Here is a 22,975-nt window from a genome sequence, read left to right as displayed (position 1 = left end):
CAGGCATCGCCTGCGGCGGTGCCGATCCCTGTTTTTGAAGTGACCTTTTAGCGGAAGATCACCGTCTTGTGGCCGTTCAGCAGAATGCGGTGCTCGGCGTGAAAACGCACGGCGCGCGCAAGTGCCACACACTCCACGTCGCGACCGATGGCGGTCAGTTGCTCCGGGTCCATCGTATGGTCGACGCGCTCGACTTCCTGCTCGATGATCGGACCTTCGTCGAGGTCGGACGTCACGTAATGCGCCGTCGCCCCGATCAGCTTCACACCACGGTCGAACGCCTGATAGTACGGCTTCGCGCCCTTGAAGCTCGGCAGGAACGAATGGTGGATGTTGATGGCGCGACCCGCGAGCTTCTTGCACAGGTCGCTGGAGAGCACCTGCATGTAACGGGCCAGCACCACCAGATCGATGTTGTTGTCTTCGACCAGCTCGAACACCTTGGCTTCCTGCGCAGCCTTCGACTCGGGCGTCGAATTCATGAGCGGCAGATAGTGGAACGGGATGTTGTAGCTCGCCGCCAGTTGGTAGAAATCTTTGTGGTTCGAGACGATCACCGGGATTTCGATGTTCAACTGACCGGTCTTGTAGCGGAACAGCAGATCGTTCAGGCAGTGGCCGATCTTCGAGACCATCAGCATGACGCGCGGCTTGATCGACGCGTCGACCAGTTCCCATTCCATCTCGAACTGCTCGGCCAGCGGCGCAAAGTCACGCTGAAGCGAAGCCAGATCGGTCTGGCCCGGCAGTTGCTGGAAATGCACGCGCATGAAGAAGCCGCCCGTAAAGCGATCGTTGAACTGCGCCGAATCGAGAATGTTGCCGCCGCGCTCGACCAGGAAACCGGCCACCGTGTGGACGATGCCGGGACGGTCCGGGCAGGACAACTTCAGAATGTAGCTATTTTCGATCGGTGCCATGATTGCTCCTGGGCAAAGGCTTGCAATGAGCGTTGCAGTGTTGAAATTCGGTGATGCTGTGATTCGATGCCGGTCGCGTGCGCACTCGGCATTCGGCGCGTTTCGGTACGTTCCGGCGCGGGCTTACTCGTCCGCCGGCTTGAACAGCGCCTCGATACCGGCGCAGTCCTTCACGCGGATCGCGCCTTCGCGCAGCAGGAAGTCGAGGCTCGCGAGGCTTGCGTCGACCGTCATCTTGCCGCGCGCGATCACGTCGCGTACGTCGCCGGCCGAGCACAGCCAGTGTGCGCTCGCCTCGCCGTCCTGATTCTCGGGGACGAACCCGCGCGGCAGCGCAAGATCGTAGACGAAAATCTGCTCGGACTGCACGCCTTCGGGAATTTCCGCGAGGATGTGCAGCGTACGGCCCGGACGCGCTTCGTTGGCCAGATAAGCCGGAATGCCTGCTTCTTCCCAGCACTCCTTGACCAGCGTGTCGCCCACGCCGATGCCGTTGCCGATGCCCCCGGCCGACAGGTTGTCGAGACAGCCCGGATCGGTGGCCTTGAGCACGCTGCGGCGTGCGATCCACATCTTCGGCGCTTCGCCGACGAAGCGAGCGGGCACATAGCCGTTCACATGCACGGCGAACGTGCGCGTACCGAAAAAGCGGGAGGCCGCACGTTCGATCCATGCCAGCGGTGTGTCGTACAGACGCTGCCGGATCGCGTAACGCTCGTTGCGCCAGCCGGTGATGTGTCCCTCGGCGGCGAGGGTTTCGATCACGGGTGCCAGCGCCGCCGTGCGCGCTTCGCACGTATCGTGACGCGGATGAATGCGCACGGCGAGCGAGCTGATCTCGAACACGTCGGGCCAGCGGCACAGCGACTCGACGTCGCTACGGCGAATCCATCCAAAACGCTGCGAACCGATCACGAGCGGCAGATGCGCTCGGTCGTCGAAGCGGCGCGCCGCCGCAATACAAGCAAAAGACATACGTCAGAGACCGGACGCGCGCCAGGCGTTGGCGCACGAAATCGAGGCAAAAGCGGCATTTTACAGAAGCGGCGACGAGTTCGCCCGAAGCGCGGGGTGATGGAGGGCGTTCAGCCCTTCACCCGCTCCCCCTTCGGGTCGTACAGCGCGCGCAGCTGCACCCGGGCATCGAGCAGTTCGCCCGCGAGATCGACCTGATAACGACCGGTCTCGATGTACTCGGTGGACACCGGGCCGTCCGGGTGCGTCAGATAGGCGAGGCCCACGGGGGCGTCGATGGTGTGACCGAAGGCCGCCGACGAGATGAACCCGACCGGCTGACCGTCACGCAACACCGCTTCGCCACCCCACAGCATCTTGTCGCTCGCGCCGTCGAGCGCGACGCTGACGAGACGGCGGCGCACACCCTTCGACTTCGCAAGCTCGACAGCCGTGCGTCCCGTAAAGGCGATGTCGCTCGCGAGCTTGCAGGCGAACGTCAGTCCAGCCTCGACCGGGTTCGCGTCCGGCGTCAGTTCGCGTCCCCACGCGCGATAGCCCTTCTCGATGCGCAATGAGTCGATGGCGTAGTAGCCCGCATCCTTCAACCCGAACGCTTCGCCCGCCGCGTGCAACGTCTCGTAGACACCGACCGCGAATTCGACCGGCACATACAACTCCCAGCCGAGTTCGCCCACGTAAGTCAGACGCGTTGCACGCACCGCCGCGTAGCCGAGATCGATCTCGCGGCTGGTGCCGAACGGGAACGCTTCGTTAGAGAAATCGGCTTTGGAGACCTGCTGCAACAACGCACGCGAGTTCGGTCCCATCAGCGCCAGCACAGCGTACTGGCCGGTGACGTCGACCACGGTACAGCGCGGATCGTCGGGCAGGCTGGCGATGCGTCGCTCCAGATAGTCCATGTCGCGTGTCGTCTGGGCCGAGCCGGTGACCATCAGATACTGGTCCGGGGCGAGGCGCGTGAGCGTGAAGTCCGATTCGTAGCCGCCGCGCTCGTTGAGCATCGCGGTGTAGACAGTGCGCCCCGGGGCGACGGCGACGTCGTTGCTGCATAACGTCTGCAACACGCGCTCAGTGTCGCGTCCCTTGATCAGCAGCTTCGAGAACGAACTCATGTCGAACAGCGCCACAGCGTCGCGGCACGCATGATGCTCCGCCGCGCTCCACGCGTGCCAGTTCTGCTGACCGAAGCTGTACTCGATGCTCGCCTCATCGGGCGACGGCGCGAAGAAGTTCGGCCGCTCCCAACCCATCTTGCTGCCGAAGCATGCGCCCTTCGCCAGCAACGTCGCATACAGCGGCGAGCGGCGGAACGGACGCGCCGTATCGAGTTCGCGATTCGGCCACGGCATGGCGTAATGCAGGCCGAGCGTCTCCTTCACGCGATCGTGCAGCCATGTGTCGTTGCCGTTGAAGCCCGCGAAGCGACGGATGTCGACGGGCCAGAGGTCCATCGTCGGCTCGCCCGCCACGATCCACTCGGCGAGCGCCATGCCCGCCCCACCCGCCGACGCAATGCCCATCGAGTTGAAGCCCGCACCGACGTAGAAATTCCGAAGCTCGGGCGCAACGCCTAGGATGAAGTTGTTGTCCGGCGTGAAGGATTCCGGCCCGTTGTAGAACTGGCGGATCTGAGCCGTCTCCAGCGCGGGCACTCGGATGAGTGCGTTCTCCATGAGGATTTCGAACTGGTCCCAGTCGTCGGGCAACAACTGGAACTCGAAATTCTCCGGAATGCCGTTCATCCCCCACGGCTTGGCGTTCGGCTCGAAACCGCCCATCACGAGACCGCCGACTTCTTCCTTGAAGTAGATGTAGCCGTCGGGGTCTCGCATGACCGGCAGATCGGTGTGCACGCCCGCGATACGGTCGGTGACGATGTAGTAGTGCTCGGCGGAATGCAGCGGTACGGTCACGCCGCACATGCGCCCCACTGCCTTGGCCCACTGACCTGCGCAGTTGACGACGATCTCGGCATCGATGCGGCCGCTCTCGCCGTCCTTGTTCTGCCACGACACCCCTGTCGCCGTACGAATGCCGTTGGGTGACGCCGTGTGAATCTGCGTGATGCGCGTGTTCTCCGCGATGCGCACGCCACGGCTGCGCGCCCCGCGCGCGAGCGCTTGCGTGAGGTCGGTCGGGTTGGCCTTGCCGTCGCCGGGCAGCCACACGGCGCCCACCAGATCGTCAGTACGCATGACCGGCCAGAGTTCGCCTGCTTCGCGCGGCGAAATCACGTCGCATTGCACGCCGTAGGCGCGCGCCACGGCGGCAGTGCGCTTGAGCTGCGTCATACGCTCGGCGCTGCGTGCCACCGACAGCGAACCGCACTGCTTCCATCCCGTGCCAAGCCCGGTTTCCGCCTCCAGCTCGCTGTAGAGCTTCGTGGAATAGCGGATGAGCTTGGTCATGCTTTCCTGCGAACGCAGTTGCCCCACCAGCCCGGCGGCATGCCATGTGGTGCCGCACGACAGTTGTCCCTGCTCCAGCAACACGACATCGGTCCAGCCGAGTTTGGCCAGGTGATAGGCAACGGAACAACCGACGATCCCGCCGCCGACGATGACGACACGGGCATGAGTGGGTAAGGCTGAAGGCATGGATGGACTCCGGAAAGACTTGCTTCGGCCGAAAAGCCGGGCAATGACATGAGCGATGACGCGAGACTACTGAAACTTCAAAATCATTGCAATAATTTGCAACATTACAACACATAATGCAACACAAAATTGACGGACACATTGTCGACATCAATGCGGCGATCACACGTGCGCCAGGCGTCCGCCGACATGCCAACGGCCGTACCACTTGTGTTTGGCGGTCATTTGCGAAAAAATATACGACGTATAAATAATGACGAACCACGCCATGACGACAGCGCACGCTTTCATCGCCACCAGCCTCGACGGCTTCATCGCCCGGCCCGATGGCGACATCGACTGGTTGCTGCAACGCGACGATCCCACCGAGGACCACGGCTACGCTGCCTTCATCGCCGACAAGGACGCCATCGTGATGGGGCGCGGTACGTATGAGAAGGTGCTGACGATGGGCCCCTGGGCCTACGATCTGCCCGTGACGGTGCTGTCGACGCAACTGGCGAACACACCGGTACCCGATGCACTCAAGGGAAAAGTGCGCTTCTCCGACCTGTTGCCGGGCGCGCTGATGCAGGCGTTGGCGCGGGAGAACGTGGGCCGGATCTATGTCGACGGGGGAAAGGTCGTGCAGTCGTTTTTGCGCGAAGGGTTGATCGCAGACATCGTCGTCACGACCGTGCCGGTGCTGATCGGCGCGGGGAGATCGCTGTTCGGCGCATTGTCGGATGACGTCGACTTGCAGTTGATCGACAGCCAGCGCTTTGCGTCGGGATTGGTGCAGTCCACTTATCGAGTCGTTGCGTGAGGCGGCCGCGCGGCAGGCCCGCTCAAGGCACCGGGGTCACGCGAGACGCCATCCTGACGACGGCGCTCACGCTGCTCGACGAGAGCGAAAGTGGTGGAAAGGGACTGAGCATGCGCGCGCTGGCCAATCGGCTCGGCGTCACACCCATGAGTCTTTACCATCACGTCGAGGATTACGCCGGGTTGTTGCGCGCACTGTCGGACACGGTGTATGCCGACGTGCTCAAAGACATCGAAGCGGGCCTCGCGTGTCATGAGGAGGTGCGCGAGATTCTGATCCGGTATCACGCGGCCGTGCGTCGCCATCCACAACTGACGCTCGCGATCTTCGCCACACCCGCGGCGTTTGCCGGTGTGACGCGCGAGATCACCGACCGTCTGACCGGACTGCTGCAAACCATGACGACGGAACCGCTTCTGTGGCGAGACATCCTGATCGATCATGCGCACGGCAGTGGCCTGCCCGTTGCGCGTGACGACGACGCGCCCGCCGCACCGCCACCGGACGATCACGACTATCGGCGAGCGCTCGACTGCCTGCTGTCAGCGCTCGGCCCGCGACGTCAATAAGGCGAGCAGCGAATCGCCCGCCGCTTCGAGCGCGCCGTCGTTGTCGACGACCGAAAGCGGGATGCCCTCGGGCGGCGTCCATGCCACGCTGTGCGCCACACGCTTGTCGAGTGCGTCGCCGGATTCGCGGCCACGCTTCGCCAGACGTTGCGCACGCACTTCCGGGTCGACGCGAATCTCCACCAGATGCAGACGTTCTGCATAGCGTGCGACGACCTGCGCCAGGAATGCACGCGAACCATTCACCACGACATTGGCACCGGCGTGCATCCACGCGTCGATTTCGACACCGATGCCGTAACGGTAATCGTGGCTTTCCCAGTCGAGCGCAAAGCAACCGAGCGAATGCCGCGCCGAAAATTCGGCGTGCGACAACGCGATGTGGTTCTCTCCGTCCGAGGGTGGGCGCGTAATGTAGCGATGCGCGAAGCACACCGGCAAAGCGGGGGACGAAGGAGCGGACGACACGTGATCGAGCTTCGCGCGCGCGTACGCAAGTAACGAATCCTTGCCCGCACCGGACGGCCCCATCACGTAAAACAGACGTGCGCGATTCATGCAGCTTCCCTGAAGGCAAAACGTTCGAACATGACGAAGGGCTCGCCCGGCGTCGGTTGCACGAAGATGGCAAGACTGTCGACGCGCATCGGCCCAAGTGCCTGCACGCGCGGCTGCCACCAGTCGCTGATGACCGTGGCGTCACCCGCCGTCACACGGTCGGAGAGCGTGACGTGAAAACGAAATTCGTCTAACACGTACGGATACCCCCACTGCGCCAGCCACTCGCGCTGACGCGACGTTAGCAGATGCGGATTTCGTTTGGCGAGTTCGGCCTCGTTCATCGGTGCACGCAACGGGTCGAACGCCTGCACGCAATCGGCCGCCAGCGCATTCACCGCCTTCTCGTCGGCAGTGCCTGCCTTGGGGCGCAACGCGACGAAGCCGGGCGACTTGCCACTGTCGGTGCCGATCACATCGGTATGGACCGTCAGATCGAACGGCACATGACGCGCCGCCACCGCCGTTGCGATGCCCGACAGATCGCTCAGTCGCGCTTGCGGCGCGAGCCGCATCGGCGCTTTGAGCGTGGCATGCAATCCGTAGCGTCGCGGATCGGCGGTGAGGTCGTGCAACGAACGCGACAACCCTTCGACTGTCGGCGCATGAAGCACGCGCGCTGCAATCGCATCGCGCCCCAGCCAGCGGCTGCCTTCGTGCCACCAGCACGAGCCGGACGGCGGCGCGTAGTAAATCGCAAAACGTGCCACCGACAAGTCGAGATGCTGTTGCTGCTTCTGCTGCTGTCGATCTGCTTCGTTCATTCTGTTGCCCCCTGCACCACAAGCTGCATACGGTCTGCCGGGAAGTAGGCAATGCCGTATTTGATCGGCTTGCCTGCTTCGTCCACATCCGTACTTTCTACGCTCAGCACAGGCTGCTGACGGTTGATCCCAAGGTGACGGGCAATATCGGCGTCCGGCATACGTGCACCGATGCGGCTCTCGAGACGCGTGTAGTCCTTCACGCCAAAGATAGCGAGCGTGGCGCTGATCGACTCGTGCTCGGCGAACACATCCGGAAAGTCGGGAAAGCGCGACGCCGGAAACCAGTTCTCGCTGTATGCCAGCGGCAGTTCGATGCCCTGAGGATCAAGGCTGCGTCGAGCCAGTTCCAGCCGATAGACCGCTGCGCCCGCACGCAACCCCAGCGCGTGCGCGACGCTGCCTTCGGCCTTGAGCTTGTGTGCGGAAATGATCTGCTGCGCGGTCTTCAGATTGTTCTGCGACAGGTTCTCGGTGAAGCGGGTACGGCGTCCAATCACGTAACCGATGGCGGCCGCTTGCACGAAGGTACCGCGTCCGTGCTCGACGTTCACGAGCCCCTGCTCGGCCAGACCGAGAATCGCGCGGCGCACCGTGTGACGGTTCACGCCGAAGCGCTGCGCGAGATCCGTCTCGCTCGGCAGACGGTCGTCCGGCGAGCCTTCGCCATAACGACGCTCGCCGATTTCCGTGGCCAGAATCTGCGCGATCTGCCGCCAGACCGCAACACCGCCGCCACGTTCGAGTTGTGCTGTCATCAAATTGACACCCCGGAAAGTTGTAATGAGGCCGCGAGCAGTACCCCATCTGAAGTTATTGCGATCATACACACGTCTATACGACTAGACAATTATGCCAATCACATCTCCCGACACCGCCCGTGACGAGGACGCCGCCGCCCAGCAGGAACGGGCGGATCGCGCCAAGTGGCTTGCGTTGTTTGCACGCGCCACGTGCGACGAACTCGACGACGCCATCGCCCGTTGCCCCGACGCCCCGCAATTCATCTGGCTGCGCGCTCCGCAGACCGGCCTCGTGCTGGTGCAGGGCCGTGTGGGTGGCAGCGGCGATCGCTTCAACCTTGGCGAGACGACCGTCACGCGCTGCACGTTGCGTCAGCAGGACGGTGTGGTCGGCACCGGCTATGTGTTGGGCCGCGATGCCGAGCGCGCCGTGCGTGTGGCGCGTCTGGACGCGCTGATGCAAATGCCGCAGCACCGCGGCGTGCTTGCTGCGGGTCCGCTCACCGCAATCTCCGAACGTCTGGCTGCCACCGCAGCGCAGAACGATGCCGACGTGGCCGCCAGCCGCGTCGAGTTCTTCACCATGGTCCGGGAGGCCTGAATGTTGACGGCAACCATGCCCGACTGGTCGGCACTGCAACCCGGTTTCGACGATCCGGTCCACGACGCGCAGGGCGTCTTCCGCGCAGTGCTCGATGCCCTCGCGCGCCCCGGCCAACTGCGTCAGGTCGGCCAGCGTCTCGGCCACAGCGACGAAGCCAGCATCGCTGCGCGCGCCACGCTGCTCGCGCTGGCCGACGCCACGACACCCGTCTGGCTGCAATCACCGCTCGGTGAAGTGGCCAGCGCCCTGCGCTTTCACACGGGGGCACCGTTGCTCAGCGGCGAAGCCGATCTCGCACAAGCGCAGTTCGCGCTGCTGACCGACCCCGCCAGTTGCCCGGCCCTTGAGCGCTTCGCGTTCGGCACGGCTGAATCGCCCGAGCACAGCGCCACGCTGATCGTCGACGTGCCCGCGCTGAGCGTCGGTCACACCGGCAACGGCCTGCATCTTCGTCTGCGCGGCCCGGGCATTCAGACCCACGCGGACGTCACCGTCGGCGGTCTGGACGCCGCCTTCTGGCAGGCACGCGCCGCACTCGCACCGCGCTTTCCCGCTGGCCTCGACCTGTTGATCGCCGCCGGCGACACGGTGCTCGGGCTGCCGCGCACCACGCATGTGGAGGTTTGCTGATGTACGTCGCAGTCAAAGGTGGCGAGCGCGCCATCGAACAATCCTGGGACCTGCTCGCCAAAGCGCGACGCGGCAATCCCGAAGTCCCCGCGCTCACCGTCACGCAGATTCGTGAACAGATGCGTCTCGCCGTCTCCCGTGTGATGAGCGAAGGCGCGTTGTACGACGAAACGCTCGCAGCACTGGCCATCAAGCAGGCCTCGGGCGATCTGGTCGAAGCGATCTTCCTGCTGCGTGCGTATCGCACGACGTTGCCGCGTCTGGGCACCACGAAACCGATCGATACGGCGTCGATGCGTCTGTCGCGCCGCATCTCGGCCACGTTCAAGGACGTGCCCGGCGGTCAGGTGCTGGGGGCCACGTACGACTACACGCAGCGTCTGTTGGACTTCGCGCTGCTGGCGGAAGGCCTTGAAGGCGAGACGTCCGACGCAACGACGCATGCACCGCTGGCTGGCGAAGTTCGTGCGAACGCCGCACCGGCCGCAGCATCGCAGACGTCCACCGTCGCCGAGATCCCGGACGTGCCGCCCATCGCGGCGACCACGCGCGTCACCGACATCATGAAGCGCGACGGTCTGCTCGAACCGCTGAACACCAACGGTGCCGATCCCGAGCCGCACGACCTCGTGCATTCGCCGCTCTTCACACCGGCGTCGCGCACGGCGCGGTTGCAAAACCTCGCACGCGGTGACGAAGGTTTTCTGCTCGCGCTCGGCTATTCGACGCAGCGCGGCTACGGCAACGATCACCCGTTCGCGGGCGAAATACGTCTGGGTCAGGTGTCCATCGAGATCGAACCGGAAGAACTCGGCTTCGCCATCGACATTGGCGAGATCGCGGTGACGGAGTGCCAGATGGTCACGCAGTTCGGTGGCAATCAGGACGTTCCGCCGCAGTTCACACAGGGCTACGGCCTGGCGTTCGGCCACAACGAGCGCAAGGCGATGGCGATGTCGCTCGTCGACCGCGCATTGCGCACGAACGAACTGGGCGACGAAGCCACCTCGCCCGCGCAGCAACAGGAATTCGTGCTGTACCACAGCGACAACGTCGAAGCGTCGGGCTTCGTGCAGCACTTGAAGCTGCCGCACTACGTCGACTTCCAGGCCGAGCTGGAACTGGTGCGCCGTCTGCGCGCCGAGCACGCCGCCAAATACGGCACGAACGGTACAAACGGCACACAGGGCACACAGGGCACGCAAGCAGACGACACCGCTGCACCCGCCGCCCAGAACACTCAGGAGGCTGCATGAACGACGCCGCCACGTTGCAAAACACCGCCCAAGCGTCTACGGCCAGCGCCGCCACGGCCGACGGCTATAACTTCGCGTTCCTCGACGAACACACCAAGCGCATGATCCGCCGCAGCCTGCTCAAGGCTGTGGCCATTCCCGGCTATCAGGTGCCGTTCGGCAGCCGCGAAATGCCGCTGCCGTATGGCTGGGGCACGGGCGGTATTCAGGTCAGCGCCGCCGTGATCGGGGCCGACGACACGCTCAAGGTCATCGATCAGGGCGCGGACGACACGACCAACGCCGTGAACATTCGTCGCTTCTTTGCGCGCACGGCCGGTGTCGCCACCACGACGAAAACGCTTGATGCGACCGTCATCCAGACCCGCCACCGCGTTCCCGAAGTCTCGCTGCACGAAGGCCAGATTCTCGTGTATCAGGTGCCGATGCCCGAACCGATGTTCCGTCTGGAGCCGCGCATCGTTGAGTCGCGCAAGCTGCATGCGCTCGGCGAATACGGCCTGATGCGCGTGCGTCTGTACGAAGACATCGTGCGTCACGGTGCGATCGCCACAACTTACGACTATCCGGTCATCGTCAACGGGCGCTATCTGATGTCGCCCTCCCCGATTCCGAAATTCGACAACCCCAAGCTGCATATGAACCCGGCGCTGCAACTTTTCGGCGCGGGACGCGAACGACGTCTGTACGCGATTCCGCCGTACACGTCGGTCGAGAGTCTCGACTTCGACGACCACCCGTTCGAGATCCAGAAGTGGGACGCGCATTGCGCGCTGTGCGGTGCGACCGACAGCTTCCTCGACGAAGTGATCACGGACGACGAAGGCACCCGCATGTACGTGTGTTCGGACAGCGATTACTGCGGCGACCGCACGTCGGCAAACATGGCAGATGTGGCGCACGCCGCGAAGGAGCGCGCATGAATGCGGTGATGGATTCCATGCAACCCGTCGAACGCCACTCGGCTCCCCTGGACGAACCGCTGCTGCGCGTGGCGGGACTGGGCAAACACTATGGCGAGCGCATCGGCTGCGCCGACGTGAGCTTCGATCTGTGGCCGGGCGAAGTCGTGTGCGTGGTCGGCGAGTCCGGCTCGGGCAAGTCGACGTTGCTTAACGCGTTGGCACTGCGTCATGAGATCGACGCCGGCTCACTCCACTATCGCGGCACCGACGGCGTGCTGCACGACCTGAGCGCACTGGACGAAGCGCACAAGCGTCGTCTGCTGCGTACCGAGTGGGGGTTCGTCGAGCAAAACCCGCGCGACGGGCTGCGCATGAACGTGTCGGCCGGCGGCAACATCGGAGACCGTCTGATGGCGGTCGGTGCGCGTCACTTCGGCGATATCCGCGAGAAGGCGCGTCACTGGATGGCGCAGGTCGAACTCGATCCGGCACGCGTCGATGAGATGCCCGGCGCGTTCTCCGGCGGCATGCAGCAACGTCTGCAAATCGCCCGCAACCTCGTGACCGAACCGCGTCTCGTATTCATGGACGAGCCGACCGCCGGTCTCGACGTCTCGGTGCAGGCGCGACTTCTGGACCTGCTGCGCTCGCTGGTGGAGCGCCTTCATCTTGCCGCCATCATCGTCACGCACGATATCGGGGTGGCGCGACTCATCGCGCATCGCCTGATCGTCATGCAGGCGGGGCGCGTGGTCGAAGCCGGGCTGACCGATCAGGTCCTCGACGATCCGCAACACCCCTACACGCAACTGCTGGTTTCCTCGGTACTGCCCGTATGAACTCCGGAACGAACCTTACTACGTCTGCAACGTCGCTCGGCGGCGCGGCACTCTCGCTCGGCACGCGCGAAGACGACGTCATGCTGCGCGCACAAGGTCTGCACAAGACCTTCCGTCTGCACGCGCAGGGCGGCGCGGCGATTCCGGCACTCGAAGGTGTCGATCTCACGGTGCGTCGCGGCGAATGCGTGGCGCTCGTCGGCCCTTCGGGCTCGGGCAAGAGCACGCTGCTGCGCTGCCTGTACGGCAACTATCTGGCGGGCGAAGGCCGTATCGAGATTCGTCACGATGCCGGTCATGGCGAGCGCTGGGTCGATCTGACGACCGCCGCCGCCCGCGAAGTGCTCTCCGTGCGTCGTACCACGCTCGGCTACGTCAGCCAGTTTCTGCGGGTGATTCCGCGCGTCACCACGCTCGACATCGTGGCGGAGCCGCTGCGACGTCTGGGTCACAGCGACGCCGACGCGGCAGGTCGTGCGCGCGATCTGCTCGCGCGGCTGAACATCCCCGAGCGCCTCTGGTCGCTCGCCCCGGCCACGTTCTCGGGCGGCGAACAGCAGCGCATCAACATCGCGCGCGGGCTGATTGCCGCAGCCCCTGTGCTGCTGCTCGACGAGCCGACGGCGTCGCTCGACGCGCAGAACCGCGCCGTGGTCTCGCAACTGATTACCGAAGCCCGTGCAGCGGGGAGCGCCATCGTGGGCATCTTCCACGACGAGGCGACCCGCGACGAGGTGGCGACGCGAACGCTCGCCATGCGCCCTGTGCTTCGTCCCGCACATTGATCCCCCGGAGTCTGTCCATGCTTATCAAGAACGCTCGCATCGTCACGCCCGACACCACCTTCACCGGGGTGGTCGAGGTCCGCGAGGGTCTCATCCATGCTGTGGAGGAAGGGACGACGCAGTCCACCGAAGCCATCGACTGGGAAGGCGACTATCTGGTGCCGGGGCTTGTCGAGTTGCATACCGACAATCTGGAGAAGCACCTTGCGCCGCGTCCCGGCGTGTACTGGAACACACACGCTGCATTCGCGATTCACGACGCGCAGGTGGCCGCTGCCGGTATCACGACGGTCTTCGACTCGCTGGTGATCGGCGAGCGCGACGCGTCGGGTCTGCGCAGTCGCAAGCTTCAGGCCGAGTGCGGACAAGCGCTGCTCGACACCATCGAAGCGGGGCTGTTCCGCGCGGATCACTTCCTGCATCTGCGCTGTGAAATCGCTACGCAGGACGCCGCCGACACGTTCGCCGATATGTGCGATCACCCGTTGCTGCGTCTCGTGTCGGTGATGGATCACACGCCGGGCCAGCGCCAGTGGCACGACCCGGTGTTGCACCGTCAGTATCACGAGCGCAACGGCAAGGTGCCGGACGCGCAATGGGACGCCATGCTCGCCGATCTGAAGGCGCAGCAGGAGCAGTATGCGATTCCGCATCGCCGCTCGATTGTGGAGATGAGCCGTGCGCGCGGCCTGCCGCTCGCGAGCCACGACGACACGTCGCTCGAGCACGTGGAGGAAGCGGCGCGCGATGGCGTGGCGCTGTCGGAATTCCCGACGACGCTGGTCGCTGCCCGTGCGGCACACGAGAAGTCGATTGGCGTGATCATGGGCGCACCGAACGTGGTGCGTGGCGGCTCGCATTCGGGCAATGTCGCGGCGGCGGATCTGGCACGCGCAGATGTGCTCGACATTCTGTCGTCGGACTATGTCCCGGCGAGCCTGCTGCAAGCGGCGTTCCAGTTGCACAACGACCACGCCGATTGCGGCTGGACGCTCTCGAAGGCCATGCGCACGGTGTCGTGGAATCCGGCGCAGTCGGCGGGTCTGACGGATCGCGGCGGCATCAAGCCGGGTCTGCGTGCCGACATGGTCCGCGTGGCCGTACGCCCCGGCATGCCGCCGATCCCGCGTGAGACGTACATGGTGGGACAGCGGATCGCTTGATGGTGTGAATCGCTGTTGTGGTTCGATGAAAGAAAGGGCGCTTCGGCGCCCTTTCCCTTTACCTCCGAGCGATAGGCAATCTGGTCGCACTTGTCAATGTCAAGGTTGACAGCTTGAAGCGGGCGCGATGCCGTTTCTACACTGAGGTGGCCGAGGTACCTCAACGGACGACGGTGACTGATATCGCGTTACGACGGCTTTCGGCGATCTGACAGGAGAATCGTCATGACATCTCGCAGAATCAGAGGAACGTTCTTATCGCGCTGGGACCGTTCGAACCATTGGAACAAACGAGATCCTCAGACCAAAGGTGATCCCAAGCTTCTAACGGCCCCCTTGATCTCTTACGCATTTGACCCGCCTGCTTTGCCGGACATTCTCATCGACGTACCGCCCTGGGGCATGTTGATGCCCGCCGAGAGTCTCGAAAATGGCGCGCCGTTTTACGCGATCGTCGATGCAACTCACGTACCCAGCGGTACTGAGTTCATCGTGCGCGCGGCCATCGAGAACGGGGCTACCCACGAGGCGCGTTATACCTACTTCGATGTCGTTCCGCCCGACGTCTATATCGAGATGCCTAACGGGTGGTTTTGGCCAGCCATCGGTAAGCACATCGTTGTGGACTTCGATGCCGTGTTTCCGGACGGTGAAACCTTCACAAGTCCACCGACCACGTTCCGCATCCATCCGTTTCTCGAAATCTCGCCGATCCTCTACGAAGGTCTCGGATTTGGGGAACCGCTGGACCCGGATGCGTTTCCAGATGGTCTTGTTGCCACGCTTGATCGCGTGAGAAACATGGAGACATTCCATGAAGCCAACGTCCGCTTTCTTGTTTTCGGGTACACCGAAAACGGAACCCGCAAAGTGATCGCCGCGCGTCAATTCAAAGCCGACGACCTGGGCGTAAATCCACTCAGAGCAACGCTCGAGCCCGCGTTCTACAGCGGGCACTATGAGAGCGGAGAACTCACCGACATCCACATCGAAGCAGAGCTTTACGCGCACATGATTCCGCGACCGGGTCCCTGGGCACAGATGAGATTCCTCCTTGGCACCACAGACATCCTCCCTCCCGGCAAATAACGAAAAAGGGCGCCGAAGCGCCCTTTCTCTTTTCCACAGCGTCCACACTGCGTACTGCTACTGCACCAACAGAGGTTTCGTCAGATCACCATCTTGCGCACGCGGGCCGAGAAGACGTCGATACACGTCACCACGATCACCATGATCACCATCACTGCGCACGTCTGCGCGTACTGGAAGCTGCGAATCACTTCGTAGAGCACCACGCCGATACCGCCCGCGCCCACCATACCCACCACCGACGCCGAACGCACGTTCGACTCGAAGCGGTACAGCGTGTACGAGATCCACAGCGGCATCACCTGCGGCAGCACGCCGTACAGGATTTCGTCGATGGCACGCGCGCCCGTCGCACGCACGCCTTCCACCGGACGCGGATCGATCGCTTCGACCGCCTCGGCGAACAGCTTCGAGAGCGTGCCCGTCGTGTGCACCCACAGTGCGAGCACACCGGCAAACGGACCCAAGCCCACTGCCACGATGAAGAGCATCGCGAAAACCATTTCGTTAATCGCTCGGCACGCGTCGAGCACGCGACGCACCGGCTGATACACCCACGCCGGCACCATGTTCGACGCCGAGAGCAAACCCATCGGAATCGAACAGATGACAGCGAGTGCCGTGCCCCACACCGCGATGTGAATCGTCACGAGCATCTCGTTGACGTACACGCGCCAGTCGCGGAAGTCGGGCGGGAAGAAATCGTGCGCGAACTGGCTCATGTTGCCGGAATCGCGAATCAGGTCGAGCGGGCGCATGTCGGCACCGCTCCACGACCACACCAGGACCAGAAAGAAGATGCCCCAACTGATCAGGGACAGCCACGAACGCTTGGGCGGCTCGCCCGGCAGACGGCCATTGGCAGTGATTGATGCGCTGGTGTTCATGTCGAGTACCACGTGTCATACCGGCGTTGCTGCCACCGGCGAAAATTCGGACCGCTTGGGAGATGGCAAACCCGACATCGGGTTCGCCATCGCTTGAATCGTCTTGCTTCGACCTGCTTCAACCTGCGCACGGGCCTCTGTGACGAAGCGACGCGTAGGTCGATGACTTCGGCTACGAACGACTTACTTCGTCTTGTTCAGCTCTTTGTCGAGCGCGGCCAGCTTGCCGTCGAGGTCAGCCAGTTGCGTCTTCTTCTTGGTGGCGTCGATGTTGGCGTCCGACTCAAGCTGCACCTTCTGCTTGAACAGTTCGAGCTGACGGATCGGCAGCAGCTGAGCATCCGACGACGCGCGGAAACCGCCGTAGTTGTAGATGTTCTTCAGCACTTCCTTCTCGTGCGCGTCCTTGCCGTAGGAGAGGAAGAAGTCGCGGATCTTCTTCTTCGTGCCGTCCGGCAGGTCCTTGCGCCACAGCAGCGGGTCCGACGGAATCAGCGGCGACTTCCAGATCACGTGCACCAGCTTGGCCTTCTCCGGCTGCGTGGCTTCGAGCTTGTTCAGCTCTTCCGTGTTGTTCGTCGCGACGTCGACCTGGTTGTTGATCACAGCCATCAGGTTCGCGCCGTGGTTCGAGCTACGTGCCGTCTTGAAGTACGTGCGCGGGTCGATGTTGTTCTTCGCGAACACGTAGTAACCCGGCACCAGCGTGCCCGACGTCGACGTCGGATCGCCCAGACCGAAGTTGATCTTCTTGCCGTTCTTGATCACGTCGTCGAGCGTCTTGTACGGGCTCGATGCGTTCGAGATCAGCAGCGAGTAGTAGCCTTCGGTGCCGTCGGCGTACATGATCTTCGCGAAGACTTCGCCTTGCGAGCGGTCCACGGCTTCCATCGCGCCCTTGTTGCCCATCCATGCGAGCTGGACCTTATTGAAGCGCATGCCTTCGATCACGCCGGCATAGTCGGTGGCGAAGAACGGCGTCACCTTGATGCCCGTTTGCTTCTCCATATCGTCGATCAGCGGTTGCCAGCGTTGGCGCAGGGCTGCGCTGGAGTCCGTCGAGATGATGCCGAAGTTGATTTCCTGCGCGTGTGCCGCCGCTACCGAGGCGATCATGGCCGCGCCGGCCAGCAGGGTTTTCCACAGTTTCATGAGAGCAAGCTCCTGGTCAGATAAGACTTAAGTGAGGCTTAGGGACATCGAGGTGAGGAATGGGGCTTCCGCGTCGGCCGGTCTTGCTTCGCCAGTCGCCGAGGCTTCGGAGTCTTCCGAGGTTTCGTTCAGCAGTTCGCCTGCTTGCACGCCGTACAGACGACGTAGCAGATCCGGCGTGAGCGCCGAGGACGGGCCGTCGTACACCACGCGGCCCTGATGCAGCGCCACCGTGCGCACGCAGTAGCGCATGGCAACGTCCACCTGGTGCAGCGAGACGACCACCGTCAGCTTGTGATCGCGGTTCATGCGCGCGAGCATGTCCATGACCTTGCGTGCCGACTCCGGATCGAGCGATGCAATCGGCTCGTCCGCGAGAATAATCTTGGCGCCCTGCACGAGCGTGCGGGCGAGTGCTGCGCGCTGCTGTTGACCGCCCGAGAGCGTGCTGGCGCGCTGGAAGGCGAAATCGGCGATGCCGACTTCGGCCAGTGCCGTGAGGGCGGCCTGACGCTCAGCGGTCGTGAAACGGAACATCAGGCTGCGCCACAGCGGCACGCGGGCCAGCAGACCGGTGAGCACGTTGGTGATGACCGGCAGGCGGCCCACCAGGTTGAATTGCTGGAAGACGAAACCGATGTCGCGACGAATCTGACGCACTTCGCGCACGATGCGGCCGTCACGCTGGATCGGACGACCGAGAATTTCGATGCTGCCGGGCTGCTGGTCCGCCGGCACGAAGCCTGCGATGTGACGCATCAGCGTCGACTTGCCCGAGCCGGAGGCCCCGATCAGGGCGATCATTTCGCCCGGCATGACTTTGAGCGCCACTTCGTCGAGTGCACGGCGGCTCCCGAAGGTCTTGGTCAGTCGCTCGATTCGAATCGCTTCGTCCACGGTTCACCTGTGAGTCAGTTCGCCCGTCGGCCCCGATGCTCTGTGACTCGCGACGTCCTCCGTGAGGAGTTGTCGCCCGCATCGCTCGACTAGCTGTTTTGTGGCAATTTGTGCCAAAAGTGAACGCAGTCTAAAAAGCCCCGATGACAAGACAGTGACAATCGATCAGCTTTTTTCCGAACGCCCAAAACCCTTATGCGCTCAATGGCTTGGCAACGTTTTCGGGGCGACGCAATGTGTCGGAGAAAAGCTGACGACGTCAGGATGGGTGACATGATGCAGGGGCGTCGCCGCTGACGTCCGCCAACTTTGTCTACATATTTTTGGCATCCTGACGAACACGTATCGGCAGGAAAAACCACCGCGCAAGGCCGTACGACAAGCCCTTCGCCGTGCGCTCGGTGGCAAAGATTTTCAGGGAGCGAAACGGAGCTTGGCGACGTGTGGCGTGCTGTGGCGACCTAAGGCACACGTGTGCAAACGTCTCGACGAATTGCCGTCGGGGTGACAAGCGGGATGAGGGATGTGAGGAAGACGAGAGACGACCTGTCCGGGCGGACGGATCGGTGATCTCATCGATCCGGCAGGCGCGGATCGATGAGATCGTGGCGTCGGGTCAGGCGATCAGCAACTCCGGACCGCGCGCGCGGAGCTGGGCCAGCATGCTCTTGTGCGGGGCGGCGTCGCTGATGAGATAGCGGGCCGCTTCGAAGTGACGGATACGTACAGGTGTCACGCGACCGAACTTGGTGTGGTCTGCAACGACGGCCGACACGTTCGCACACAGCAGCATACGCGCGCGCAGCTCTGCCGCAGCGCGATTGAAATCGGTGATGCCGCCGTCTTCCGTCACGCCGCCCACTCCGATGAATGCGAAGTCGGCGTGATATTGCGAGATCTGGTTGATGGCATCCCAGCCCTGCACGGCGTCTTCGTTGTCTTGCAACTCGCCGCCGAGCAGCGTCACGCGGTTGTCGTGATGGCGTCCGAGCAGACGCGCGATCTGCCAGTCGTTGGTGTAGATGCGAAGACGGTGTTTGGAGAGCAGCGCCTGCGCCACGGCGCGCGTGGTCGTGCCGTAGTCGATGATGACCGACGCGCCATCGGGCACCAGCTCTGCGGCGCGCACGCCGATGGCGCGCTTGCCAACGGCGTTGACGTTCTCACGCAGCGTCCAGTCGGGCTCACTCCGGTCGGCGGCCAGCGCGCCGCCGTGGGTCATGAGCAGCAGGCCGCGCGCGGCGAGCGTGTTGAGGTCGCGTCGCACGGTCTCGCGCGACACACCCAGCTCCCGCACCAGATCGCTGATCGCCAGCGCCCCGGTCTTGGCAAGTTGTTCGAGCACGTATTGTTGGCGTTGTTCGGCAAGCATGATCGAGCAATATCAGTTGGACTACGAATGACGGGACGACGTCCGCGAAACCGCGAACATCACGTGTCGTGCATTACCCCTGTAACGCGACACGCAATCCCAGACCGATGAAGATCGCACCGGCCACGCGATCGAGCCAGCGCCCCGTCGCCGGACGGCGCTTGAGCCACGTTCCCAGCACGCCCGCAAACCAGCCGTACGCGCTGAACACGACGATGGTCTGCGCCATGAACACGAGGCCGAGGAGCACCATCTGCCAGCCCGGATGGGCGGCGTCGGCACTCACGAACTGCGGCAGGAAGACGAGGAAGAACAGCGTGACCTTCGGGTTGAGCATGTTCGCGAACACGCTCTGACGGAAGACGGCACCGAGCGACTGCGGCCCGGTGTCGTTCGCCAGTGTCAGTGCGCCGCGCGCGCGCAGCGCCTTGATGCCGATCCAGATGAGATAGGCCGCACCGAGCAGCTTGATCGTCTCGAACGCCCACGGCGACGAGCGCAGCACGGCCGCGAGACCCACTGCGGCAATCGTCGTATGGAAAAGACAGCCGAAGGTGAAACCAGCGGCAGCAGCGAGTCCCGCGCGGCGACCCTGCGCAATACCGCGTGCGATCACCTGCATGTTGTCGGGCCCGGGCGCAAGCGTGATCGCCACCGAGGTCAGCAGGAACAGCCAGAGATTGGGCATCGGTGCGTCCGGGTCGGAAAGTCAGAAATGGTTCGGTGCGCTTGGTGGGCTTGGTGGGCCTAGTGGACTCGGAGCGCTCAATGCGCTCAGTGCCCTTCGAACGAGCACAGCAGGAAGAGGTCCAGGCCCGCATCGCGAATCAGCTTCGATCCGCCCAGCTCCGGCAGGTCGACGATGGCCGCGCCCTCGATGACCGTCGCGCCAAGGCGCTCCAGCAGCTTCTTGCCCGCGAGCATCGTGCCGCCGGTGGCGACGAGATCGTCGATCAGCAGCACGCGGTCGCCGGGACCGCAGGCGTCGGCGTGAATCTCGACCGTCGCACTGCCGTATTCCAGCTCGTACTCTTCGGCGACCGTCTGATACGGCAGCTTGCCCTTCTTGCGAATGGGGATGAAGCCGATGTTCAGCTCGTACGCGAGGATCGAGCCGAGGATGAAGCCGCGCGCATCCAGACCTGCAATGTAGTCAGGGCGTTGCGCCATGTAGCGATGCACGAACACATCGATGAGCACCCGCAAAGTGCGCGGGTTCTTGAGCAACGGGGTGATGTCGCGGAACTGCACGCCGGGTGCGGGCCAGTCCGGCACGGTGCGGATCTGGCTTTTGATATAGGCGGCAGGGGACTCGTCGATCTGCACGGGGATCCTTCTTTCGGTACTGATAGGGAACACGCCACATTATGCCAAAAAGGCCCGGCCTCCCTGTGACGGTCGGACTTTGCGTCCGGTTTGGCGTCCGCTGGTGCCTCGCGGGTGCCCTATTCGTGCGCTATTCGTGCCCCAGCAACCGCGTTTCCGCCGCCACCAGCTTTTCGGGCAAGCCGCGCAACACGACAATGTCCTCGGCCATCAGACGCGTCTCCGCCACCGGCTCCACGCCGCGAATGCCGTGTCGGCGGATGGCCGTCACCGTCACCCCGAGTTTGTCCAGCCGAAGCTCGCCGAGCGTGCGTCCCACGGCCGCCGCATTGAGCGTGAGCGGCACCGATTGCAGACGCACCTGCTCGCGCTCGCCCCCTTCGTCCTCGTCGTCCAGCCCGTGGAAGTAGCCGCGCAACAGGCTGTAGCGCTCGTTTCGGGCCTGCGCCACCCGACGCAACACCCGGCGCATCGGCACGCCCATCAGTACCAGCGCGTGCGAGGCGAGCATCAGGCTGCCCTCCACGATTTCCGGAACGACTTCGGTGGCCCCCGCGGCGATGAGGTCGTCGATATGCGTGTCGTCGACGGTGCGAACGACCACAGGCAGCGTCGGCTCCAGCGCCTGCACCTGTGCGAGCACCTTGAGCGCCGCCGGCGTGCTGTCGTAGGTCACCACAATGCCCGCCGCCCGGTGAATCCCCGCCGCGACGAGCGCTTCGCGCCGGGCCGCGTCGCCGAACACCACGGTCTCGCCGGAGCTTGCGGCCTCCATCACGCGATCGGGATCGAGGTCGAGCGCCACGTAGCCGATGCCCTCCTGCTCCAGCATGCGCGCGAGGTTCTGGCCGCATCGGCCGTAGCCGCAGATGATCACGTGTCCCGATGTCTTGATGCTCTGCGTCGCAATCTTCGTCATCTGCAACGACTGCATCATCCATTCGTTGGCGACGAAGCGCAGCGCAATGCGGTCGGCGTTGATGATGAGGAACGGCGCGCACAGCATCGAGAGCAACATGCCCGCGAGCACCGCCTGCGAGAGCGACGGGTCGAGCAGACTCCGGTCGATCACGAGATTGAGCAGCACGAAGCCGAATTCGCCCGCTTGCGCCAGCCCCAGCCCGGTGCGGATCGCCGTGCCCGGCGGGCTGCCGAACAGACGCGCCAGCCCCGCGATGAGCGTGAACTTGACGACCAGCGGCCCCACGAAGAACAGCAAGACCAGCAACGGCTGCTTGAGCACGATCTCCGGATTGAGCAGCATGCCGGTCGTGATGAAGAACAGGCCGAGCAGCACGTCGCGGAACGGCTTGATGTCGTCTTCCACCTGATGGCGAAACGGCGTCTCGGCAATCAGCATGCCCGCAATGAACGCGCCCAGCGCCATCGACAGCCCCAGATGCTCGGTGATGTAAGCGAGGCCCAGCGTGAGCAACAGCAGGTTGAGCATGAAGAGCTCTTGCGAGCGTCGCGCAGCCACGATGTGGAACCAGCGCCCGACCAGCTTCTGCCCAATCCACAACAGCAACGCCAGCGCGCCGGTAATCTTGAGCGCCGCCAGCGAGAGCGCCAGCACGAGCGCCTTCGAGTTACCGCCGAGCGCGGAGATCACAATCAGCAACGGCACCACGGCCAGATCCTGGAACAGCAGCACGCCCATGATGTTGCGCCCGTGCTCCGTCTCCAGTTCGAGCCGCTCGGCGAGCATCTTGGTGACAATGGCTGTCGAGGACATGGCCAGCGCACCGCCCAACGCCACCGAGGCCTGCCACGAGAAGGACCAGAACAGGTTGACGAGTGCACCCAGCCCGACGGCGACGAGCAACGTCCCCAAGACCTGTGAGACGCCGAGCCCGAGCACCACCCGTCTCATGCTCTTGAGCTTGGGCAGTGAGAATTCGATGCCGATGGAGAACATCAGGAAAACGACGCCGAACTCCGCGAGGTACTGCACGCGCTGCGAATCGGCCGCCAGCCCCAGCGCATGCGGGCCGATGACGATGCCCACGCTGAGATAGCCCAGCATCGGCGGCAGGTGGAGCATGCGAAACAGCACCACCCCGACGCAGGCGGCAAACAACAAGACGAGAGTGAGTTCGAGCGGCGATGCCATCAGCTAGAGTCGGTTTCCTGAGT

At 63.7% G+C, this 22,975-nt stretch carries 23 protein-coding genes; 10 read left to right on the top strand and 13 right to left on the bottom strand.

Annotated elements, in window-relative coordinates; translation table 11 throughout:
* Positions 1 to 47: 47 nt before the first annotated feature.
* The 3 genes from purU to PAQ31011_RS08665 all read right to left on the bottom strand — a co-directional run bounded on the left by purU (position 48) and on the right by PAQ31011_RS08665 (position 4,495).
* Positions 48 to 920 carry a formyltetrahydrofolate deformylase gene (gene purU, locus PAQ31011_RS08675; protein WP_150575414.1) on the bottom strand — a complete coding sequence of 291 codons (873 nt, stop codon included), beginning with the start codon at positions 918 to 920 and terminating at the stop codon, positions 48 to 50.
* 123 nt (positions 921 to 1,043) lie between these two features.
* Entirely contained in the window at positions 1,044 to 1,895 is an 852-nt protein-coding gene (locus PAQ31011_RS08670) for an NUDIX hydrolase (RefSeq protein WP_150575413.1), read from the bottom strand.
* A 110-nt stretch (positions 1,896 to 2,005) separates the two neighbouring features.
* On the bottom strand, positions 2,006 to 4,495 hold the full coding sequence (locus PAQ31011_RS08665) for a GcvT family protein (RefSeq protein ID WP_150575412.1): 2,490 nt from the start codon (positions 4,493 to 4,495) through the stop codon (positions 2,006 to 2,008).
* 268 nt (positions 4,496 to 4,763) lie between these two features.
* On the opposite strand from PAQ31011_RS08665, the gene PAQ31011_RS08660 reads away from it, so the two are divergent.
* Together PAQ31011_RS08660 and PAQ31011_RS08655 are read left to right on the top strand one after the other, a co-directional pair.
* Positions 4,764 to 5,300 (top strand): dihydrofolate reductase family protein, encoded by a 537-nt coding sequence (locus PAQ31011_RS08660; RefSeq protein WP_150575411.1) that lies wholly within the window; start codon positions 4,764 to 4,766, stop codon positions 5,298 to 5,300.
* Complete coding sequence (locus PAQ31011_RS08655) at positions 5,297 to 5,869, top strand: TetR/AcrR family transcriptional regulator (RefSeq protein WP_150575410.1); 573 nt, start codon at positions 5,297 to 5,299, stop codon at positions 5,867 to 5,869. The genes PAQ31011_RS08660 and PAQ31011_RS08655 overlap by 4 nt, the downstream gene beginning before the upstream one ends.
* On the opposite strand, the gene phnN is transcribed toward PAQ31011_RS08655, so the two are convergent.
* The 3 genes from phnN to phnF are packed head-to-tail and all read right to left on the bottom strand — an operon-like array spanning position 5,843 to position 7,949.
* On the bottom strand, positions 5,843 to 6,427 hold the full coding sequence (gene phnN, locus PAQ31011_RS08650; RefSeq protein ID WP_150575409.1) for a phosphonate metabolism protein/1,5-bisphosphokinase (PRPP-forming) PhnN: 585 nt from the start codon (positions 6,425 to 6,427) through the stop codon (positions 5,843 to 5,845). The genes PAQ31011_RS08655 and phnN overlap by 27 nt on opposite strands.
* A complete protein-coding gene (locus tag PAQ31011_RS08645) occupies positions 6,424 to 7,191 on the bottom strand; it encodes a DUF1045 domain-containing protein (protein WP_150575408.1) in 768 nt (255 codons plus the stop codon). The genes phnN and PAQ31011_RS08645 overlap by 4 nt, the downstream gene beginning before the upstream one ends.
* Complete coding sequence (gene phnF, locus PAQ31011_RS08640) at positions 7,188 to 7,949, bottom strand: phosphonate metabolism transcriptional regulator PhnF (protein ID WP_150575407.1); 762 nt, start codon at positions 7,947 to 7,949, stop codon at positions 7,188 to 7,190. Before phnF ends, PAQ31011_RS08645 begins: the two co-directional genes overlap by 4 nt.
* Positions 7,950 to 8,043: 94 nt before the next feature.
* Between phnF and phnG the strand changes: the two genes are divergently transcribed.
* The 8 genes from phnG to PAQ31011_RS08600 all read left to right on the top strand — a co-directional run bounded on the left by phnG (position 8,044) and on the right by PAQ31011_RS08600 (position 15,205).
* The gene (gene phnG / locus PAQ31011_RS08635; RefSeq protein ID WP_150575406.1) at positions 8,044 to 8,535 is read left to right on the top strand and encodes a phosphonate C-P lyase system protein PhnG; all 492 of its coding nucleotides are present in this window, start codon (positions 8,044 to 8,046) and stop codon (positions 8,533 to 8,535) included.
* On the top strand, positions 8,536 to 9,168 hold the full coding sequence (phnH, locus tag PAQ31011_RS08630; RefSeq protein WP_150575405.1) for a phosphonate C-P lyase system protein PhnH: 633 nt from the start codon (positions 8,536 to 8,538) through the stop codon (positions 9,166 to 9,168).
* Complete coding sequence (locus PAQ31011_RS08625; protein ID WP_150575404.1) at positions 9,168 to 10,424, top strand: carbon-phosphorus lyase complex subunit; 1,257 nt, start codon at positions 9,168 to 9,170, stop codon at positions 10,422 to 10,424. Before phnH ends, PAQ31011_RS08625 begins: the two co-directional genes overlap by 1 nt.
* The gene (locus tag PAQ31011_RS08620; protein WP_150575403.1) at positions 10,421 to 11,347 is read left to right on the top strand and encodes an alpha-D-ribose 1-methylphosphonate 5-phosphate C-P-lyase PhnJ; all 927 of its coding nucleotides are present in this window, start codon (positions 10,421 to 10,423) and stop codon (positions 11,345 to 11,347) included. Before PAQ31011_RS08625 ends, PAQ31011_RS08620 begins: the two co-directional genes overlap by 4 nt.
* A 17-nt stretch (positions 11,348 to 11,364) precedes the next feature.
* Positions 11,365 to 12,168: a phosphonate C-P lyase system protein PhnK gene (gene phnK, locus PAQ31011_RS08615; protein WP_217424849.1), complete on the top strand. Its 804-nt coding sequence runs from the start codon at positions 11,365 to 11,367 to the stop codon at positions 12,166 to 12,168.
* Positions 12,169 to 12,248: 80 nt separating this feature from the next.
* Complete coding sequence (gene phnL, locus PAQ31011_RS08610) at positions 12,249 to 12,953, top strand: phosphonate C-P lyase system protein PhnL (RefSeq protein WP_246179489.1); 705 nt, start codon at positions 12,249 to 12,251, stop codon at positions 12,951 to 12,953.
* A gap of 17 nt (positions 12,954 to 12,970) precedes the next feature.
* A complete protein-coding gene (locus PAQ31011_RS08605; protein ID WP_150575400.1) occupies positions 12,971 to 14,116 on the top strand; it encodes an alpha-D-ribose 1-methylphosphonate 5-triphosphate diphosphatase in 1,146 nt (381 codons plus the stop codon).
* 225 nt (positions 14,117 to 14,341) lie between these two features.
* Positions 14,342 to 15,205: a hypothetical protein gene (locus tag PAQ31011_RS08600; protein ID WP_150575399.1), complete on the top strand. Its 864-nt coding sequence runs from the start codon at positions 14,342 to 14,344 to the stop codon at positions 15,203 to 15,205.
* 80 nt (positions 15,206 to 15,285) lie between these two features.
* On the opposite strand, the gene phnE is transcribed toward PAQ31011_RS08600, so the two are convergent.
* The 7 genes from phnE to PAQ31011_RS08565 form a co-directional block, all read right to left on the bottom strand.
* On the bottom strand, positions 15,286 to 16,092 hold the full coding sequence (phnE, locus tag PAQ31011_RS08595; RefSeq protein ID WP_150575398.1) for a phosphonate ABC transporter, permease protein PhnE: 807 nt from the start codon (positions 16,090 to 16,092) through the stop codon (positions 15,286 to 15,288).
* 183 nt (positions 16,093 to 16,275) lie between these two features.
* Positions 16,276 to 17,244 carry a phosphonate ABC transporter substrate-binding protein gene (gene phnD / locus PAQ31011_RS08590; protein WP_150575397.1) on the bottom strand — a complete coding sequence of 323 codons (969 nt, stop codon included), beginning with the start codon at positions 17,242 to 17,244 and terminating at the stop codon, positions 16,276 to 16,278.
* 27 nt (positions 17,245 to 17,271) lie between these two features.
* On the bottom strand, positions 17,272 to 18,141 hold the full coding sequence (gene phnC / locus PAQ31011_RS08585; protein WP_150575396.1) for a phosphonate ABC transporter ATP-binding protein: 870 nt from the start codon (positions 18,139 to 18,141) through the stop codon (positions 17,272 to 17,274).
* A gap of 616 nt (positions 18,142 to 18,757) precedes the next feature.
* A complete protein-coding gene (locus tag PAQ31011_RS08580) occupies positions 18,758 to 19,513 on the bottom strand; it encodes a DeoR/GlpR family DNA-binding transcription regulator (RefSeq protein WP_039395533.1) in 756 nt (251 codons plus the stop codon).
* 73 nt (positions 19,514 to 19,586) lie between these two features.
* On the bottom strand, positions 19,587 to 20,201 hold the full coding sequence (locus PAQ31011_RS08575) for a LysE family translocator (protein WP_150575395.1): 615 nt from the start codon (positions 20,199 to 20,201) through the stop codon (positions 19,587 to 19,589).
* An 86-nt stretch (positions 20,202 to 20,287) separates the two neighbouring features.
* Entirely contained in the window at positions 20,288 to 20,839 is a 552-nt protein-coding gene (locus PAQ31011_RS08570) for an adenine phosphoribosyltransferase (protein WP_084009576.1), read from the bottom strand.
* 130 nt (positions 20,840 to 20,969) lie between these two features.
* Positions 20,970 to 22,952: a monovalent cation:proton antiporter family protein gene (locus PAQ31011_RS08565; protein WP_150575394.1), complete on the bottom strand. Its 1,983-nt coding sequence runs from the start codon at positions 22,950 to 22,952 to the stop codon at positions 20,970 to 20,972.
* Between the last annotated feature and the right edge of the window lie 23 nt (positions 22,953 to 22,975).

Source organism: Pandoraea aquatica, assembly GCF_902459565.1.
GTDB classification, from domain to species: Bacteria; Pseudomonadota; Gammaproteobacteria; order Burkholderiales; family Burkholderiaceae; genus Pandoraea; species Pandoraea aquatica.
This window is presented reverse-complemented; position numbering and strand designations above follow the sequence as displayed.